The sequence below is a fragment of the Aquibium pacificum genome, assembly GCF_040839445.1.
GTDB classification, from domain to species: Bacteria; Pseudomonadota; Alphaproteobacteria; order Rhizobiales; family Rhizobiaceae; genus Aquibium; species Aquibium pacificus.
Genome location: NZ_JBDPGJ010000005.1, coordinates 180859 through 197452, shown reverse-complemented (window position 1 = coordinate 197452; position 16594 = coordinate 180859). Strand labels below are relative to the sequence as shown.

General features: G+C 65.8%; 19 protein-coding genes. 11 read left to right on the top strand and 8 right to left on the bottom strand.

Annotation, left to right across the window (positions count from 1 at the left end):
* Positions 1-27 precede the first annotated feature (27 nt).
* Together ABGN05_RS21370 and ABGN05_RS21365 are read left to right on the top strand one after the other, a co-directional pair.
* Entirely contained in the window at positions 28-654 is a 627-nt protein-coding gene (locus tag ABGN05_RS21370; RefSeq protein ID WP_367956075.1) for a glutathione S-transferase family protein, read from the top strand.
* A 76-nt stretch (positions 655-730) separates the two neighbouring features.
* Positions 731-2686, top strand: a complete 1956-nt coding sequence (locus ABGN05_RS21365) for an acetyl/propionyl/methylcrotonyl-CoA carboxylase subunit alpha (protein WP_367956074.1) — start codon at positions 731-733, stop codon at positions 2684-2686.
* Positions 2687-2974: 288 nt separating this feature from the next.
* Here ABGN05_RS21365 and ABGN05_RS21360 read toward each other — a convergent pair whose 3' ends face one another.
* Positions 2975-3241 (bottom strand): SEL1-like repeat protein, encoded by a 267-nt coding sequence (locus ABGN05_RS21360; protein WP_367956073.1) that lies wholly within the window; start codon positions 3239-3241, stop codon positions 2975-2977.
* Positions 3242-3675: 434 nt separating this feature from the next.
* On the opposite strand from ABGN05_RS21360, the gene ABGN05_RS21355 reads away from it, so the two are divergent.
* A complete protein-coding gene (locus tag ABGN05_RS21355; protein ID WP_367956072.1) occupies positions 3676-4014 on the top strand; it encodes a DUF2147 domain-containing protein in 339 nt (112 codons plus the stop codon).
* Between the two features lie 137 nt (positions 4015-4151).
* Here the strand turns inward: ABGN05_RS21355 and ABGN05_RS21350 are convergent, their stop codons facing one another.
* Positions 4152-4325 (bottom strand): hypothetical protein, encoded by a 174-nt coding sequence (locus ABGN05_RS21350; protein WP_367956071.1) that lies wholly within the window; start codon positions 4323-4325, stop codon positions 4152-4154.
* Positions 4326-4415: 90 nt separating this feature from the next.
* Between ABGN05_RS21350 and ABGN05_RS21345 the strand changes: the two genes are divergently transcribed.
* From ABGN05_RS21345 to ABGN05_RS21335, 3 genes are all read left to right on the top strand, one after another.
* Positions 4416-4613 carry a hypothetical protein gene (locus tag ABGN05_RS21345; RefSeq protein ID WP_367956070.1) on the top strand — a complete coding sequence of 66 codons (198 nt, stop codon included), beginning with the start codon at positions 4416-4418 and terminating at the stop codon, positions 4611-4613.
* Positions 4614-4672: 59 nt separating this feature from the next.
* On the top strand, positions 4673-6172 hold the full coding sequence (locus ABGN05_RS21340) for an AMP nucleosidase (protein ID WP_367956069.1): 1500 nt from the start codon (positions 4673-4675) through the stop codon (positions 6170-6172).
* 102 nt (positions 6173-6274) lie between these two features.
* A complete protein-coding gene (locus tag ABGN05_RS21335; protein WP_367956068.1) occupies positions 6275-7270 on the top strand; it encodes an endonuclease/exonuclease/phosphatase family protein in 996 nt (331 codons plus the stop codon).
* A 5-nt stretch (positions 7271-7275) separates the two neighbouring features.
* On the opposite strand, the gene ABGN05_RS21330 is transcribed toward ABGN05_RS21335, so the two are convergent.
* The 4 genes from ABGN05_RS21330 to ABGN05_RS21315 all read right to left on the bottom strand — a co-directional run bounded on the left by ABGN05_RS21330 (position 7276) and on the right by ABGN05_RS21315 (position 10884).
* Positions 7276-7869, bottom strand: a complete 594-nt coding sequence (locus tag ABGN05_RS21330; protein ID WP_367956067.1) for a DUF922 domain-containing protein — start codon at positions 7867-7869, stop codon at positions 7276-7278.
* A gap of 151 nt (positions 7870-8020) precedes the next feature.
* The gene (locus tag ABGN05_RS21325) at positions 8021-9736 is read right to left on the bottom strand and encodes an electron transfer flavoprotein-ubiquinone oxidoreductase (protein ID WP_367956066.1); all 1716 of its coding nucleotides are present in this window, start codon (positions 9734-9736) and stop codon (positions 8021-8023) included.
* A 385-nt stretch (positions 9737-10121) separates the two neighbouring features.
* Entirely contained in the window at positions 10122-10556 is a 435-nt protein-coding gene (locus ABGN05_RS21320) for an SRPBCC family protein (protein ID WP_367956065.1), read from the bottom strand.
* Positions 10498-10884, bottom strand: a complete 387-nt coding sequence (locus ABGN05_RS21315; RefSeq protein ID WP_367956064.1) for an ArsR/SmtB family transcription factor — start codon at positions 10882-10884, stop codon at positions 10498-10500. The genes ABGN05_RS21320 and ABGN05_RS21315 overlap by 59 nt, the downstream gene beginning before the upstream one ends.
* Before the next feature lie 148 nt (positions 10885-11032).
* Here ABGN05_RS21315 and ABGN05_RS21310 point away from each other — a divergent pair, with 148 nt between their 5' ends.
* The 4 genes from ABGN05_RS21310 to ABGN05_RS21295 all read left to right on the top strand — a co-directional run bounded on the left by ABGN05_RS21310 (position 11033) and on the right by ABGN05_RS21295 (position 14134).
* A complete protein-coding gene (locus tag ABGN05_RS21310; RefSeq protein ID WP_367956063.1) occupies positions 11033-11629 on the top strand; it encodes a hypothetical protein in 597 nt (198 codons plus the stop codon).
* A gap of 47 nt (positions 11630-11676) precedes the next feature.
* On the top strand, positions 11677-12543 hold the full coding sequence (locus ABGN05_RS21305) for a uracil-DNA glycosylase (protein WP_367956062.1): 867 nt from the start codon (positions 11677-11679) through the stop codon (positions 12541-12543).
* Between the two features lie 63 nt (positions 12544-12606).
* Positions 12607-13491, top strand: coding sequence for a glutathione-dependent disulfide-bond oxidoreductase (gene yghU, locus ABGN05_RS21300; RefSeq protein ID WP_367956061.1), 885 nt, complete (start codon positions 12607-12609; stop codon positions 13489-13491).
* Positions 13492-13642: 151 nt separating this feature from the next.
* Positions 13643-14134 carry a hypothetical protein gene (locus ABGN05_RS21295; RefSeq protein ID WP_367956060.1) on the top strand — a complete coding sequence of 164 codons (492 nt, stop codon included), beginning with the start codon at positions 13643-13645 and terminating at the stop codon, positions 14132-14134.
* Positions 14135-14183: 49 nt separating this feature from the next.
* Here ABGN05_RS21295 and ABGN05_RS21290 read toward each other — a convergent pair whose 3' ends face one another.
* Positions 14184-14582 (bottom strand): hypothetical protein, encoded by a 399-nt coding sequence (locus ABGN05_RS21290; RefSeq protein ID WP_367956059.1) that lies wholly within the window; start codon positions 14580-14582, stop codon positions 14184-14186.
* Between the two features lie 142 nt (positions 14583-14724).
* Here ABGN05_RS21290 and ABGN05_RS21285 point away from each other — a divergent pair, with 142 nt between their 5' ends.
* Positions 14725-15561, top strand: coding sequence for a helix-turn-helix domain-containing protein (locus tag ABGN05_RS21285; RefSeq protein WP_367956458.1), 837 nt, complete (start codon positions 14725-14727; stop codon positions 15559-15561).
* 89 nt (positions 15562-15650) lie between these two features.
* Here the strand turns inward: ABGN05_RS21285 and ABGN05_RS21280 are convergent, their stop codons facing one another.
* Complete coding sequence (locus ABGN05_RS21280) at positions 15651-16589, bottom strand: DMT family transporter (protein WP_367956457.1); 939 nt, start codon at positions 16587-16589, stop codon at positions 15651-15653.
* Between the last annotated feature and the right edge of the window lie 5 nt (positions 16590-16594).

Here is a 16594-nt window from a genome sequence, read left to right as displayed (position 1 = left end):
CGCCGTTTCAGGCATCCGGAGCGACGCATGATCCTTATCGGCCAGTATGACTCCTCCTTCGTCCGGCGGGTCGGCATCGCGCTGACGCTCTACGGATTGTCGTTCGAGCATCGTCCCTGGTCGACCTTCGGCGACGCGGAACGGCTGAAGGCGTACAATCCGCTCGTGAAGGTGCCGACGCTGGTGCTCGACGACGGCGAGGTGCTGATCGACAGCCACATGATCATCGATCATCTCGACAGTCTCGTGGAACCGGAACGGCGGATGTTCCCGGCGTCGGGACCGGAGCGGCGGCGCGCGATGAAGATCGCGGCGCTTGCGACCGGGATGGCCGACAACGGCGTCAGCCTCTTCTACGAGACGTACCTGCATCAGAGCCCGTCGGCCATGCTGGTCGAGCGCCGGCGCGGGCAGGTGCTGGGCGCGCTTGGAAGCCTGGAGGACGCGCGCGCGGGATGCACGACGCCCTGGTGGTTCGGCGAGCGCATCGGGCATGCCGATGTCGCGGTCGCCTGTGCGCTGCGGCACGTGAGCGATTCCCTTCCGGGCCTGATCGATCCCGCCCGATTTCCGCATGTCCACGCTCATGCCGCCCGGCTGGAGGCGCTGGACGTGTTCCGGGCGATTTCCCAGCCTTTCGTCCCGCCGTCCTGAGGTCGCGCGCCGCCCGGCTGGACTTCACCTGCCCGCCATGGCTTAACCTCGGGGCAAAGCCTTGCCGGGAGGAACGATGTTCTCGAAGATCCTGATCGCCAATCGAGGCGAGATCGCCTGCCGCGTGATCGGCACCGCGCGGCGCATGGGCGTCAGGACCGTGGCCGTCTTTTCCGACGCGGATGCGCATTCCATGCATGTCGCCATGGCCGACGAAGCGGTCCATATCGGCGCCTCCCCCGTCGGCGAAAGCTATCTGCGCGGCGACCGGATCATCGAGGCCGCGCTCTCGACCGGGGCGCAGGCGATCCACCCCGGATACGGCTTCCTGTCGGAGAATCCCGAATTCGCCGACAAGATCGCAGCCGCCGGGCTGGTCTTCATCGGCCCATCGGCGGATTCCATCCGCGCCATGGGGCTGAAGGACGCGGCCAAGCGCCTGATGGAAAAGGCCGGCGTGCCGGTGGTGCCCGGTTGGCACGGCGACGGGCAGGCGCTGGTGCTGCTTGCCGGCAAGGCCAGGGAGATCGGCTATCCCGTACTGATCAAGGCGCGGGCAGGCGGCGGCGGCAGGGGCATGCGCCGCGTCGAGGATCCGGACGGTTTCGCCGACGCGCTGGCGGGCGCCAAGCGCGAGGCCAAGGCCGCCTTCGGCGACGACGCCGTCTTGATCGAAAAGTACGTCGAAAAACCGCGCCACATCGAGGTGCAGGTGTTCGGCGACAATCACGGCAACGCGGTGCATCTCTTCGAGCGCGATTGCTCGGCCCAGCGCCGCCACCAGAAGGTGATCGAGGAGGCGCCCGCCCCTGGCATGACCGCCGAGATGCGCGCGGCCATGACCGACGCCGCGGTGAAGGCGGCGCTTGCGATCGGCTATTCCGGGGCGGGAACGGTCGAATTCATCGTCGATGCCTCGGAAGGGCTGCGACCCGACCGGTTCTGGTTCATGGAAATGAACACGAGGCTGCAGGTCGAGCACCCGGTGACAGAGATGGTCACCGGCGTCGACCTGGTGGAATGGCAGCTGCGGGTGGCGGCCGGCGAACCGCTGCCGCTGGCGCAGGAGCAAATCCGGCTGGACGGGCACGCCTTCGAGGCGCGCATCTATGCCGAGGACGCGGCGAAGGGTTTTCTACCGGCGACCGGAACGCTGCACCATTTGCGCTTTCCGCCCCACGCTCCCGGCGGCGCCGAGATGCGGGTCGAGACTGGCGTGCGCCAGGGCGACGCCATCTCCCCCTTCTACGATCCGATGATCGCCAAGCTGGTCGTGAAGGCGCCTGACAGGGCGGCGGCGCTGTCGGCGCTGGTGGAGGCGCTCGGGGAGACGGAAATCGCCGGCACGATCGCCAACATCCCGTTCCTGGTCGCGCTCGCGAGCGATGCCGATTTTTCGTCAGGCGACGTCGACACCGGCCTGATCGGCCGCAAGCAGGAGGAACTCACCCGGATCGCACCGCCCTCCCCGCGGATTGCCGCCCTCGCCGCCCTTTCGGCCTCCGGCGCGGCGCGCGGGAATTCCTCGCAGGACCCGTGGGACGCGCTTGCGGGCTACGCGCATTTCCACCCGGTCCGGCGGCGCGTGGACCTGCGAACCGGCACGGAGGAGGTCTCGCTGCACGTCACGGCGCGACGGGACGGACGCTACGAGATCGCCGGTGCAGACGGCGCGATGCTGGCGGCAATTGAAACCCAGGCCGCCGATGCGCGGACCGCTCGCTGGCCGGGCCACGTCACCGTGTTCGAGGGTGCCGTCGGCCACAGCTTCGCCATTCCCGACCCGTTCGAGGCTGCCGAGGAAGCGGCCGCCGGGGGCGACGCCCTTCGCGCGCCGATGCCGGGGCTGGTAAAGATCGTGCGGGCAGCGGCGGGAGACAGCGTGGCGAAAGGCCAGGCGCTGCTGGTGCTGGAAGCCATGAAGATGGAACACACCATCTCGGCCCCACATGACGGCATGATCGAGGAGATCGCGGCCGAGGGCGCGCAGGTCAGTGAAGGCACGGTGCTGGTGCGGTTTGCCGAGGGATAGGCGGCACTGGGCGTCGCCCGAGTCCTGGCTGAACCTTGCAGAACGACTATGAAGTGCGGCGCCTGCGGGCCGGCGACTGGTCAAGCGTCGCGAAGAGGATTCGGCCGCTCAATGCGGCATAGGGTGTGTTCTCTAGCACCAGAGACCGCGCCGGCCTTGTCCCGGCCGGTCGCGGCTCCTGCGGTGGCAGCGTTCGCGGCGCCCCCGTGCCGCGGCGGCTGCCTTCCCCCCGCATCCCTGATCCAGTGTCCGTCCGCCCCCGCCATCGACGGTCCGGGGCGCTGACGCTCAGTGCATGGTCATCCATTCGCGCGCTTCGCGCAGGGCGCGAGCGAGTTCCATCTTCGACATGGTCGCCGCCATCTCGCCGCGCAGTTCGGCTGCGCGCTCCGAGCCCTTGATCGCGGCGATGTTGAACCATTTGTGCGCGGCGACGACGTCGACCTCGCAGTCGCGGCCGGTGGCATACATCATGCCGAGTTCGAAGAGGATGTCGGCCTGAGCCGTGTTTCCGATGTCGCCGAAACCGGCTTCGAGCATTTCAAAACGTGCCATGTGTCCAGTCCCCTGTTGTGCTTCGAAAGCAGCGGTTCTTGTCCCTTGGTCCGCCGTCTTTCCGATGCTTCGAGGATGCCACCCGGCCTTGAATCCGTCGTTAAATGGCGTGCTTAATTTCGGGAAAACAAAACTAAAACAAGAAGTAAAGGCGAGATTCCATTAAGGATGGGAATCGCGCGTCTGCGCGGAAGCGGCCGAAATTCCGATAAAATCCGCCCATGCGAACGAAAGGCTTCGCTAACCACGGCGCGCGGTCGGAACGGAGACGCCGGCTTTTCCCCACGGGCGGCAGCGTCTCTCGAAGCGGCGAAAAAATGCGTCGGCCTTCCCCAGCGACACCGCTTTCGCACGCCCCGCGGATGGTTTACGTTGACGTTTGCGTAAGAATCGGCCGCGCGCCTGGCGGCCGTTAGGCTCAGAGGGAGGTATTCATGAAAAGCATTCTCGCCATCGCCGCGGCAACCCTGTTCCTGTCCGCCGGCGCAGCATTCGCCGATCCGATCGAGGGTAACTGGAAGACCGAGTCCGGCGAGACCGCCGCGATCGCGAGCTGCGGCGGCAGCTACTGCATTAAGCTGAAGACCGGGAAATATGCCGGCAAGCAGATCGGCAAGATGAGTGTCAACGGAAAGAGCTACAAGGGCTCGATCACCGATCCTGCGGATGACAAGACCTATAGCGGTTCGGCGTCGCTCTCGGGAGGCGCGCTCAAGATGAAAGGCTGTGTCGCGGCAATCTTCTGCAAGACCCAGACTTGGTCCAAGCTCTGAACAGACGCTCCAGTTTCTGATCCGACCGGGCGGCCTCGTGCCGCCCGTTTTGACTCGCGGCGAGGCAAAAGCCTCAAAAGACGCCTTCCCCGTACGTCTGCCGTCGCCTGTGCCTGAACGCCGGATGAACGGGCCCCTCAGGACCGGTTCAGCGCGATCGTGCGAAAACGCGAGCGAAGCAGGAGAACACCCATGCTCGCCCGCAGATCGGCCATCGTCACCCTGATCGTCGTTATCTTCGGATTGAGCTTCTCGATGGTGGTCGCGAAAACCAGCCGGCCGGCGCGATCGTGGGAAATCGGACTGTTCATCCCCTGCGTGTTCGAACAAGGGCTCCAATGCCGGATCCCGAGGCGCTGACCAGTGCCGGCATCCAAGCCTAGATGAGAAACGAGACGAGTATGCGCGACCTTCCCTTCCATTTCTCCGCCATGGCCGCGACGGCTGCCCGTATCGGCTTGCTGCTCGGCGCGCTCGCGGCACCGGTCCTCGCGATGCCGCTTGCGGACGCCGGCGAAGGAATTCTGGTCGGCGGAAAGGTCGAGCGCACGAGCGGCGCTGGGCTTGTCATCGTCGTCGGGCTGCAACGCGCGCGATAATGTTCAAATAGCAGGCAGAAGCCCCTCCCGCTGTCACACTTGTCTCTCTATAATGGGACATGGAAAAGCGAATCTATCCCGTACCGATCGAGACGGTCGAACGACCGGAACCCTTCCCGCGCAAGAGCTTCACGGACGCCGGTGAGGCGGTGGACGCGATCCAGGCGCTCTACGACCGCAACACGCAGTTCCTGCGCGACTCCTTCAACGGACTTGCCGCGGCCGGAAGGCCGGACCGGCGCTACCGGGCCTTCTACCCCGAAATCAGCGTAACCGTTTCCTCCTACGACCAGATCGATACACGACTGGCCTATGGTCACATGCCTTCCCCCGGACAGTATGCCACCACGGTCACGCGGCCCGACCTTTTCGAGCCCTATCTGACCGACCAGTTGCGGCTCATCATCCGCAACCACGGCATCCCGATCACCATCGGCGAATCCGAGACGCCGATCCCGCTTCACTTCGCGCTGCTGGAAGGAACCCATGTCGAAGCCGGTGTCGCTGAACGCATCCAGCGCCCGTTGCGCGACATCTTCGACGTGCCCGACCTCAACGCGACCGACGACCACATCGCCAACGGCACCTTCGAGGCGGCGCTCGGCGAACCGCTGCCTCTCGCGCCCTTCACGGCCCAGCGCATCGACTACTCGCTCCACCGGCTGGCACATTACACCGCGACCAGCCCGTCCCATTTCCAGAACTTCGTCCTGTTCACGAACTACCAGTTCTACATCGACGAGTTCGTGGCGCTCGCGCGCGACCTGGTGGCGCGCGGCGGTGAGGGTTACACCAGCTTCGTCGAGCCGGGAAACATCGTCACTCTGCCGGGCGAACCGGAGGAGAACCCGACGACGATTGCCCGGCTGCCGCAGATGCCGGCCTATCACCTGATCAAGCCCGGTCACGGCGGCATCACCATGATCAACATCGGCGTCGGACCCTCCAACGCCAAGACGATCACCGACCATGTCGCGGTGCTGCGGCCGCACGCGTGGCTGATGCTCGGCCACTGCGCGGGCCTGCGCAACACGCAGGCGCTCGGGGACTACGTGCTTGCCCATGCCTATGTGCGCGAGGACCACGTGCTCGACGACGACCTGCCGGTCTGGGTGCCGATCCCGGCGCTTGCCGAGGTCCAGGTGGCTGTGCAGGAAGCGGTCGCCGAGGTCACGGGGCTCTCTGGCTACGACCTCAAGCGCATCATGCGCACGGGAACCGTCGCCACTATCGACAACCGCAACTGGGAACTGCGCGACCAGCGCGGCCCGGTGCAGCGGCTCTCGCAGTCGCGCGCCATCGCGCTGGACATGGAATCGGCAACGATCGCGGCCAACGGCTTCCGTTTCCGCGTGCCGTACGGAACGCTGCTCTGCGTCTCCGACAAGCCGCTGCACGGCGAGCTGAAGCTGCCGGGAATGGCCACCGACTTCTACAAGAGGCAGGTCTCGCAGCATCTCATCATCGGCATGAAGGCGATGGAGAAGCTGGCGGCCATGCCGGTCGAGCGGCTGCATTCGCGCAAGCTCAGGAGTTTTTCGGAGACTGCCTTCCAGTAGGTCGCGCCGGCGAACGCCGTCACCTTGATCGTGCCGCACTTTCCCTTCTATTGAGCGGCCATGGCGAACGATGGCAACGCAGAGCGAACGGGGCGGGCGGACTTGGGCCTTGCCGTGACCTGCGTGGTCTCGCTGCCGCTGGTCGGCGGCTTCTTCGGCTGGCTGCATCCGGCCTTCGATTCCTTCTCGCATTTCCGGGTCCATCTGGCCGTGCTGCTCGCGCTCTGCGCGGTCTGGCTCCTGGCGACGCGGGTGCGGCTGCATGGTGTGGTAGCGCTCGCTCTCGCGGGAGGAGCCTATTCCACCGCCTACCCGCCCGCGTCCTGGCACAGCGAAGCGACGGCTACGGTGCTGCCGGGTGCGAATGACCAACCGGTCTACAGGCTGCTGCACCTCAATCTGCAATGGGACAATCCCGCTCCCGAGAAGGCGCTGTCGTTGATCGCGCAGGTGGACGCTGACGTCATCACGCTGGACGAAGTGTCGGCGCCGTGGCGAGAGAGGCTCGCGGCCGTCTGGGATGCCTATCCGTTTCGGCTGGACTGCCACGGTGATCCCAAGTTCGGCAGCGTCATGATCCTGTCGCGACGTCCCATGCTAGAGGCCGAGGGATCGGGATGCCGGAAGTATCGGGGATTTGCGGTGGCGACGATCGATTTTGCCGGCCGCCCGGTCGAGGTCGCCGCGGTCCATCTCGCCTGGCCATGGCCGAAGGCGCAGTTCAGGGAAGTGCGCGAGTTGGCGCCGCGGCTCTCGCGCCTCACCGACGACGCGATCGCCGCGGGCGACTTCAATTCCGTTCCGTGGAGCGCGGCCTTCCGGACATTCGTGCGCGAAGGAGAGTTCGCCGAACCCGAACGCCTCGGCCCGACATGGATTCACGACACGTTGCCCAAGGGCATGCGGCGCCTCGCCGGGCTGGAACTGGACCATGTGCTGGTCAAGCGCGGATTGCGCCTGCACGACATACGGCTTCTCGACGACGCTGGCTCGGATCATCTGCCGGTACTGACCGAGTTCTCCATCCGCCGCGAACGCCTGTCCGGGCAGGTCGCGGTGGCGCGGGCGGGAGGCGCGGAGCGGGTCGGCGCCTTCTGAGGGATTCAGCGTTTCCCGACCAGCACCGCGACGCTTCTGTCGACGGCGCCGCCCTCGCGATGCTCCTGCCGGTCAAAATCGTTCTGCTTCTTTTCATAGGCGTCGTAGATCGCCTTGGTTTCGCGCTTCAGTTTCGCCATCGCGTTGCTACAGCGGCGGTCGCCTTTGGTGGCAAAACTCCTAATTTTCTCGTCCAGCACCGACGCCATCTCGCGGGCGATGCGACCATGAACTTTCTCGTGACGGACATTGTCGGCCTGGAAGAGTTTCCAGCGCCGCACCATGTCCCCGCTTAGTTTTTCTCGCGGCTGCGGGTAGATGTAGGTGATCTTCATCACGACACCCCCGCCGCTGACGCGGCAGACACCGTTCTGGAAATCCATGTCGCCCTGGAAGTCTGTCTCGAAGCGGGTCTGCGCGATCGCCTTGGTTAGAAATCCCTGGCGCGGTCCCTTGCGGTTCATGTCCCACAAGAGGTCGACGCCGGTCTTTCCCGAGATCTGGTAGTATTCGGTCTTCTCGGTGATCTTCGGTTTGGCGTCTGCCTGCGTGGGCCACCCTGCGATACATGCCAGTGCCAGCGCAGCCATCAACTTCATCGGAGATCGCATCCCGCCCGTCTACCCCTGCTTGCATAGAATGCACGCGGCGCGGCCGGCATCAAGTGGCATTTTAGACCACGGTGAAGTAGGCGGGCGGTTTTCGTCGGCGCCGAAGGATCGACGGCGGCATGGCGCCGCCGTTGCTTCCCTACATGTTCGGGTACACCGGCCCCTCGCCGCCCTGCGGCGGCACCCAGTTGATGTTCTGGTTCGGGTCCTTGATGTCGCAGGTCTTGCAGTGCACGCAGTTCTGCGCGTTGATGACGAAGCGGGCTTCGGGATTCTTGTGCGAGACCTCGCCGCCCTTTTCAGGCGATCCCGGACCGCCGGCCAGCGCGTTGCCGTCCGCGTCGACCCATTCGTAGACGCCCGCCGGGCAGTAGCGCGTCGAAGGTCCCGAGAAGACGCCGTATTCGGAGTTCTTCTGCAGCTCCGGGTCCTTCACCTTCAGGTGGATCGGCTGGTCCTCCTCGTGGTTGGTGTTCGACAGGAACACGGAGGAGAGCCGGTCGAAGGTGAGCACGCCGTCGGGTTTCGGATAATCGATGCGCCTGTGCTTTTCGGCCGGTTCGAGCGCGGCGTAGTCCGGCTTGCCGTGCTTCATCGTCCCGAAGAAGGAGAAGCCGAGGAGCGTGTTCACCCACATGTCGAAGCCGCCGAGCGCGACGCCGGCATAAAGCCCCAGGCGCGACCAGAGCGGCTTGACGTTGCGTACCCGCTTCAGGTCCTTGCCGATCGCCGAATCGCGCCAGCCCGCCTCGTATCCGGAAATCTCGTCGCCCGAACGGCCCGCCGCAATCGCCTCGGCGACGTGCTCGGCCGCCATCATTCCCGAAAGCACCGCGTTGTGCGAACCCTTAATGCGCGGAACGTTGACGAAGCCGGCGGAGCAGCCGATCAGCGCGCCGCCCGGGAACGTGAGCTTCGGCACGGACTGCCAGCCGCCCTCGGTGATGGCGCGCGCGCCGTAGGAGAGGCGCTTGCCGCCCTCGAACGTCTCGCGGATCGCCGGATGCGTCTTGAAACGCTGGAACTCCTCGAAGGGCGAGACATAGGGGTTCTTGTAGTTCAGGTGCACGACGAAGCCGACGGCCACCTGGTTGTCCTCCATGTGGTACAGGAAGGAGCCGCCGCCGGTCGCGTTGTCGAGGGGCCATCCGAAGGAATGCTGCACCAGCCCCGGCTTGTGCTTCTCGGGGGAGACCTGCCACAACTCCTTGAGACCAATGCCGAATTTCTGCGGCTCGCGGCCGTCGGAAAGGTTGAACTTCGCGATCAGCTGCTTGGCGAGCGACCCGCGTACGCCCTCGCCGATCAGCGTGTACTTGCCGTGGAGTTCCATGCCCGGCGCATAGTTCGGGCCGCGCGAGCCGTCGCGCTCGACGCCCATGTCGCCGGTCGCCACGCCCTTCACCGCGCCGGCTTCGTCATAGAGCACCTCGGTCGCGGCAAAGCCCGGATAGATCTCGACGCCCCGCGCTTCGGCATGGCCGGCGAGCCAGCGGCAGACGTTTCCGAGCGAGACGGCGTAGTTGCCATGGTTGCTCATCAGCGGCGGCATCAGGAAGTTCGGGAGGCGGACGGACCCGGCCGGGCCGAGCACCAGGAACTGGTCGTCGGTGACCGGCGTCCTGAACGGATGATCGCTCTCGCTCTGCCAGTCGGGAATGAGCTTGCCGATCCCGACCGGATCGACCACCGCGCCGGAGAGGATGTGGGCGCCGACTTCGGCGCCCTTTTCCAGCACGACGACCGAAAGCTCGGGGTTCACCTGCTTCAGGCGGATCGCCGCGGCGAGACCGGCGGGTCCCGCCCCAACGATCACCACGTCGAACTCCATGCTTTCGCGTTCAACTTCGCTCATTCTCGTCCTCCAGCTTTCCGGCCGTGGCCGGATGGCGTGCATCCCCTTTGGTGATAGCGCATGCGGCCGCCATTGCGATACCACAGGCGCCGTGTGCGTCAAAAAACCCGGATGAAATTGCGCCCGGCGGGAATTTACGCACGTTGACGTAAACGTCAAACTGGACAGCCGGAAGATAGTTGCGCCGCCGTGCATGCCGCGGAGGAAAAGGGCGATCCGGCCGGCGCATCCGGCGACCCCGCCCAAGGCGCCCGTGCAGTCAAGGCGGAGCCGGAACATCCGGAGGACCGCCGGCACAGGCCTCGTGCACTCCCTGATCGGGGGACGACCGAGGGCGCCGGCGAGACATCATCGCCCCCGGCCCCGGCACGGCCTTTCGTCCCGGTCAGGCGATCGCTTGGTCGAGAGCATCCAGGATCGTGGTCCATCCCTCGACGTGGCCGTCGCGCGACTGTTCGCTCCTGAACTTCACCTGCCGCAGCGTGATTTCGGTCGCGCCTGACCCGGCTTCGGCGAAATCCACGGTGACCACGCTGTCGTCGAGCGAATGCGGTGATTCCCAGGTGAACGACAGGTGGGAGTGCGGATCGATTGCGAGATAGGTTCCCGCGTGGGGGATTTCCTTCTCCGGCGTCACCATCACGATCGAGAAGCGGCCGCCTTTCACCGGGTTGTTTTCCACCCTGGCGGCGCCAGTCGTCGAAGGGGGCCGCATGAACCGCGAGAGCATCGCGGGCGAAAGCCAGGCGTCGAACACCTTCTCACGCGGAGCCTTTATCGTGCGGCTGATGGTCAGTTCCAGATCCGTCATCGTCGTCATTGCTTCCATCCTTCATGGTGAGCGCTCGATCGAGCGCCGCGAGGCGCAGTTCCCAGATCGACTTCAACTGGCCGAACCACTCCTCCGTGATCCGGAGAGGCTCGAGCTCGGCCGCGATGAAGTGCTCGCGGCCCATGGTCCGGCGGGTGACGAGACCCGCCTCCTCCAGCACCTTGATGTGCTTCGAAACGGAGTTCAGCGACATCTCGAAATGAGCGGCAAGCGCGGTCACCCGCAGTGCCCCTTCCTGGACGAGCAGCGTCAGGATCTTCCGCCGCGTGGTGTCGCCAGCGGCCTTCAGAATTCGGGACAGGTCATCGTCGTTCATTCATTCACCTGATTGGTTGAATATTCCAAACACATCTCATTGTCAACCATTCGGGTGAATGTTTTTCCCACCACGCATACGCCCTCCGCCTGGAGCTTCTTCATGACCGGCCGGTTTGGCGCTAAGTTCGCCGGAAAGGGAGAAGTGCATGGTGAAGAGCCTGAGTGCGCTCATTGCCCTCTTCGTCGCGCTTCTCGCCGCGTCTCCGGCGTCCGCGACCGAGGACGGCGTCTGGCGCGCCGGCGCCTACACGTTCTCCGACGAACTCGGAGGCTTCCGCATCCTGTCGGTCAAGGGCTCCGGAACCAAAGACGATCCCGCGATCATCACGCAGGAGTTCCAGTCTGCGAGCCCGGTCACCCTCGTCATCCGCATACTCGGCCCGATCCGGCCCTATGCCAACGATCCCGCCGTCGCCACGGGCTTCCTGAACCTGGTGGTGGTGGCGCACAATGCCAGCCAGCTCGCCTGGACCGAGTTCGAGTTCGAACTTCAGGAGAGGCGCGGCATTCCCAGTGTCTACGGCGACGGCCTCTCCTTCGACCAGCGCAGACGGGAAAGCGACAACATCCGCTCGTCCGGGTTCGCTGAATTCCAGCGTGGCTTCGAACCCTACGACCGGCTGCTCTTCACCCACGGCTTCGTCGATCCAGGCGCCGAGGCGAGCTTCGCGTTCCTCATTTCCGACTTCACCCCGAAGCGGACCTTCTATCTCGTGCAGGACCCGCGCATCCCGTCTTCGTGAACCGCGCGCGATTCGACACGACGCCGCGGCGTGCTAGAAGGCGTGTCATGGGAATCCACCAGCCCGACCTGCGGGAACTTCTGTTGTTCTATGCCGACAGCGGCGCCGACGAAGCGTTGGAAGACGCGCCCGTCGATCGTTTCGCCGAAAGCGAGGCGCGCCTGGCGCGGCCGGCGCCCGATCCAGCTCCGGCCGAAAGGCCAGACATGGCGCCGGAAACGCGGCGGCGCCTGGGACAAGCTCCGGCCATGCCTGCCGCGCCCCGGCCGCCAGCGCCTCCCGCCGCCATTCCCGACGAGGCGCAGGCGGCACGCGCGCGCGAACTCGCCCGCTCGGCGGCGTCGATGGAGGAGCTGCGCGAGATCCTGGCCGGGTTCGACGGCTGCAATCTCAAGTTCACGGCCAAGAGCCTCGTTTTCGCCGACGGCAACCCGCAAGCCGACATCATGTTCGTCGGCGAGGCGCCCGGCCGCGAAGAGGATATCGAAGGCCTGCCCTTCGTCGGCCGTTCGGGCAAGCTGCTCGACCGCATGCTGGCCGCGATCGGTCTCGACCGATCGGGCGCCTACATCGCGAACGTCATCCCCTGGCGCCCGCCGGGAAACCGGACACCGACGCCGCTCGAGACCGAACTGTGCCGGCCCTTCATCGAGCGGCAGGTGGAGCTTGCCAATCCGAAGGTGCTGGTGACGCTGGGCGGACCGTCCGCCAAAGTGCTGCTCGGCGCCAGCGAGGGCGTGCTGCGCCTGCGCGGGAACTGGCGGGTCCACAGAACTGCTTCCGGGACGGAGATCCCCGCGATGCCGACCCTCCACCCGGCCTACCTCTTGCGCAATCCCGCCCACAAGCGGCTGGCGTGGCGCGACTTCCTGGACATAAAGGCGAAGCTGCGGCTTTACGGTTCTTCGCCGTAGCTCCCCCGGCACGCCCCAACCGACACCAAATCCTCCACCCGAACCAAGGAACGGAAACACGCGATGACCGACACCGCAACCTATACGCCACCGAAGGTGTGGACCTGGAACAAGGAGAATGGCGGCCGCTTCGCCAGCATCAACCGCCCGATCGCGGGCCCCACGCACGAGAAGGAACTTCCGGTCGGCAAGCATCCGCTGCAGCTCTACTCGCTCGCCACGCCGAACGGCGTCAAGGTGACGATCATGCTGGAGGAGCTCCTCGCGCTCGGCCATGCCGGCGCGGAGTACGACGCATGGCTCATCAAGATCGGCGACGGCGATCAGTTCGGCAGCGGCTTCGTCGCCGTGAACCCGAACTCCAAGATCCCGGCGCTGATGGACCGCAGCGGGCCGAAGCCCATCCGGGTCTTCGAGTCCGGCTCGATCCTACTCTATCTGGCCGAGAAGTTCGGCGCCTTCCTGCCGAGCGGCCATGCGGCGCGTACCGAGTGCCTGAACTGGCTGTTCTGGCAGATGGGCAGCGCGCCTTATCTGGGCGGCGGCTTCGGCCACTTCTTCGCCTATGCGCCGATCAAGATCGAATATGCGATCGACCGCTTCTCGATGGAGGTCAAGCGTCAGCTCGACGTGCTCGACCGGCACCTGGCGGACAACGAGTACATGGCCGGTAAGGATTACACGATCGCCGACATGGCGATCTGGCCCTGGTACGGCAACATGGTGGCCGGGAAGAGCTACGAGAACTCCGGGACATTCCTGGACGTGAAGACCTACACGAATGTCGACCGCTGGCAGAAGCAGATCGGCATGCGCGAACCCGTGAAGCGCGGCCGCATGGTCAACCGCGCCGTCGGCAATCCGTCCGAGCAGTTGCACGAGCGGCACGACGCCAGCGACTTCGAGACCAGGACGCAGGACAAGCTGGAGGAAGCCATCGCAAACTGATCGGTCGCGGAAACCGGACGGCGGTCCGGCGCGATCTCCCGCAGATCGGCGCCTGGGGAACCTGTCCTACTGCGGCCCGTTGGGCAAGACGGCTCGGCCGTGCTATGCTGACGGCGGATCGCAGAGGGTCCGCGTAAACCGGAGTGTCACGATGCGTATCAGGCTTTCCTCCATCCGCGCGTATCTCGCCGCGGTCGCGACCCTTCTGGTGGTCTCGGCCGCGCCGGCCTCGGCTGGAAGCAACTACCGCAGCGGCGAGGCCGCACAGACGCCGCGCGCCGAGGGCGGCCAGACCTACCGCCGGGACAACCGGGACATGGACCGGCGCAGCTACAGGAAGAAGGCCCCCAAGGGTTTCGAGGGCGGGCACTCGTATCGCCGCGACGACCACCGGTGGGATCGAGACTGGGACCACAAGCATGGATACCGCCATCAGAAGCGTCGTCACGACGACCGGGTGCGCATTGAACGGGATTTCCGGTCGGAGGCGGGCCACGCGCGGCGCTGGAACGAACACCACCGCCACTATCGCCGCGACGACGATCGCCGCCACCACGGCCGCAAGCACGGCGAGGATTTCAGCGGAGTCTATTCGGGCGCGCCGACGATCGTCTTCGACGTCAATCCCTGGCTCGCGAACTAGACACCCCGGTGCGATCGGGCGCCGGGGCCTTCCGCCAGGCTGACGGCGCTCAAGCGGGGGCGGTTCCGGCAGCGCGCAGAGCCGTCGCCTGGAGGGCCGCAAAGACGCCCACCGCCAGGGCCTGCGCGAGCACGAAAACCATGCCGAACGTGTTCGGCGTGACCAGGCCGCCGACCAGGATCCCGACGCTCGCGGCCGCCCACAGCACATTGCCCGCCACGACGTCGATGAGGACATGCCGCGAGACCGCTTCGCGGCGGGCGACGGTGACGAGAAGCGCCACCCACGCGAAGATGATAACGCCGGCCCAGAACAGGAGCGGTTGCGGAAGCGCGAGAAACGGGCCAAGCAGCCCGGCGCCGAAGGTCATCAGCAGGCCGGCGGCCGCGCTGACGACCGCGTCGAGGCGCAGGGCGTTGCGCAGGTAAAGGGTCATGGGAATGGACATCGGCTTTCTCCTTTGATCTTTCCCAGACGGCTCGCCGCTTGGCTGCGTCCGCCCGGTAACCGAACCATGGCGCTCGAAACGCGGCGAAGCGATTACGCCCGAGGTAATGGGAAGCGGCAGCGGCATCGGCTATCGTCGCGCCATGGAAACCAAGTTCGCCCCCTCCCCCGCCCGACCGTCCTCCGCCGGCGCGCTGCTGCGCGAATGGCGCACGCGGCGGCGCATGAGCCAGCTCGATCTGGCGCTGGAAGCCGAGGTCTCGCAACGGCATCTGAGTTTCGTCGAAAGCGGCCGCGCCAGGCCCTCGCGCGAGATGGTGCTGCACCTGGCCGAGCGGCTCGACGTGCCGCTGCGCGAGCGCAACAGGCTGCTGCTCGCGGCCGGTTTCGCGCCCGGCTTTCCCGAACGACGGCTCGACGATCCCTCGCTCGGACCGGCGCTCGCCGCGGTGGAACTCGTGCTGAAGGGACACGAGCCGAACCCGGCGATCGCGGTCGACCGCGCCTGGAACCTCGTGCGGGCGAACGCGATGATGCAGCCATTTCTCGCGATGGTGCGGGATGCCTCGCTGCTTTCCGAGCCCGTCAACGTCCTGCGCCTCAGCCTGCATCCCGGCGGGCTCGCGCCGCACATCGAGAACCTCGCCGAATGGCGCGACCATCTGCTGGAGCGCCTGCGGCGTCTCAACGAGGACGTCGCCGAGCCGCGACTGCGCGATCTGGAGGCGGAACTCCGGTCATATCCGGCGCCGAAGCGATCGGGTCCGCCGGCGCCCTACGACCCGGCGGCCATCGCGATCCCGCTGCGCATCAGGGCGGGAGACACGATCCTGTCGTTCATCTCGACCATCACCGTCTTCGGCACCCCGCTCGACGTGACGCTGTCGGAACTCGCGATCGAGACCTTCTTCGCGGCCGACCGGGAAACGGGCGAGAGGCTGCGCCAAATGGCTGCCGATCTCGCGGCGAACGGAGGCTGAAGCGGCTTCGAAGCCCCTTCCCCTCCAGATTCTCTTGTTCGGCGTAAGTTATTGTCTTTGAAACAGTCCCCGATTTCGAGCGATGCCGTTCAGCCCTGCGTCGAAGTCACCTTGCGGGCCGCCGCGGTGGCGAGGCCGAGCTTCTGTTCGCGCCAGATGATGAACAGCCCCGCACCGACGACGATGGTGCCGCCGACGATGGTGTAGAGTGTCGGAACCTCGCTGAACACGAAGTAGCCGATAACGATGCCGAGCAGCATCGAGGTGTATTCGAACGGCGCGATGGTCGACATGTCGGCGTGCCGGTAGCTCTCGGTCATCAGGATCTGACCGATCCCGCCGCAGAGGCCGGTTCCGATGAGAAAACATGCTTGCGTCGGCGAGAGCGGCGACCAGCCGAAGGGAAGCGTCGCCAGCCCCGCCGCGGTAGAGGTGATCGAGAACCAGAAGACGATTGTGGCGGATTTTTCCGTCAGCAGAAGTCGGCGCACGAGCAACTGGGCAACGGCCGAGACCGCGGCGCCGAGCAGCACCGCGATGACGCCGACGGCTTCGCCCTGACCCATCGGCGAGCCGGAGGTGATCAGCGTCAGCTTCGGCCACGAGACCACGATCACGCCGACGAAGCCGACCGCCACCGCGGTCCAGCGGAAGATGCGTACGGTCTCACTGAGGAAAAGGGCGCTGAAGACGACGACGATCAGCGGCTGGGCGTAGTTGATGGCGATCCACTCGGGCAACGGAAGCTTGGTCAGGGCGTAGAAGCCGAGCCCCATGGACGTGACGCCGACCAGCCCGCGCGCCACGTGGCTGAGCGGCCGCCTGGTATAGAAGGCGGTCGCGAGTTCCTTTCGCCACGTCATCACCGCCACGACCGGGATGATCGCGAACAGAGAGCGGAAGAAGACGATCTGTCCGGCGAACACGTCGCCGGACGCCTTGATCAGGGAAGACATCACGACGAAGGCCACGACCGAGCAGACCTTGAGAAGGATGCCGGTCAGCGGCCGCCGTTCCGGCACCTCCATGGCCG

Bases quoted from the DNA above. Each gene is read 5' to 3' on its own strand.
- ABGN05_RS21315 (WP_367956064.1), bottom strand. From the start codon at position 10,884: ATGAACGACGATGACCTGTCCCGAATTCTGAAGGCCGCTGGCGACACC.
- ABGN05_RS21365 (WP_367956074.1), top strand. From the start codon at position 731: ATGTTCTCGAAGATCCTGATCGCCAATCGAGGCGAGATCGCCTGCCGC.
- ABGN05_RS21350 (WP_367956071.1), bottom strand. From the start codon at position 4,325: ATGAACAGTCCGATTTCCCACGATCGCGCCGGCCGGCTGGTTTTCGCG.
- ABGN05_RS21355 (WP_367956072.1), top strand. From the start codon at position 3,676: ATGAAAAGCATTCTCGCCATCGCCGCGGCAACCCTGTTCCTGTCCGCC.
- ABGN05_RS21320 (WP_367956065.1), bottom strand. From the start codon at position 10,556: ATGACGACGATGACGGATCTGGAACTGACCATCAGCCGCACGATAAAG.
- ABGN05_RS21280 (WP_367956457.1), bottom strand. From the start codon at position 16,589: ATGGAGGTGCCGGAACGGCGGCCGCTGACCGGCATCCTTCTCAAGGTC.
- ABGN05_RS21330 (WP_367956067.1), bottom strand. From the start codon at position 7,869: ATGAAGTTGATGGCTGCGCTGGCACTGGCATGTATCGCAGGGTGGCCC.
- ABGN05_RS21305 (WP_367956062.1), top strand. From the start codon at position 11,677: ATGGGAATCCACCAGCCCGACCTGCGGGAACTTCTGTTGTTCTATGCC.
- ABGN05_RS21295 (WP_367956060.1), top strand. From the start codon at position 13,643: ATGCGTATCAGGCTTTCCTCCATCCGCGCGTATCTCGCCGCGGTCGCG.
- ABGN05_RS21345 (WP_367956070.1), top strand. From the start codon at position 4,416: ATGCGCGACCTTCCCTTCCATTTCTCCGCCATGGCCGCGACGGCTGCC.
- ABGN05_RS21310 (WP_367956063.1), top strand. From the start codon at position 11,033: ATGGTGAAGAGCCTGAGTGCGCTCATTGCCCTCTTCGTCGCGCTTCTC.
- ABGN05_RS21290 (WP_367956059.1), bottom strand. From the start codon at position 14,582: ATGTCCATTCCCATGACCCTTTACCTGCGCAACGCCCTGCGCCTCGAC.
- ABGN05_RS21285 (WP_367956458.1), top strand. From the start codon at position 14,725: ATGGAAACCAAGTTCGCCCCCTCCCCCGCCCGACCGTCCTCCGCCGGC.
- yghU (WP_367956061.1), top strand. From the start codon at position 12,607: ATGACCGACACCGCAACCTATACGCCACCGAAGGTGTGGACCTGGAAC.
- ABGN05_RS21370 (WP_367956075.1), top strand. From the start codon at position 28: ATGATCCTTATCGGCCAGTATGACTCCTCCTTCGTCCGGCGGGTCGGC.
- ABGN05_RS21360 (WP_367956073.1), bottom strand. From the start codon at position 3,241: ATGGCACGTTTTGAAATGCTCGAAGCCGGTTTCGGCGACATCGGAAAC.
- ABGN05_RS21340 (WP_367956069.1), top strand. From the start codon at position 4,673: ATGGAAAAGCGAATCTATCCCGTACCGATCGAGACGGTCGAACGACCG.
- ABGN05_RS21325 (WP_367956066.1), bottom strand. From the start codon at position 9,736: ATGAGCGAAGTTGAACGCGAAAGCATGGAGTTCGACGTGGTGATCGTT.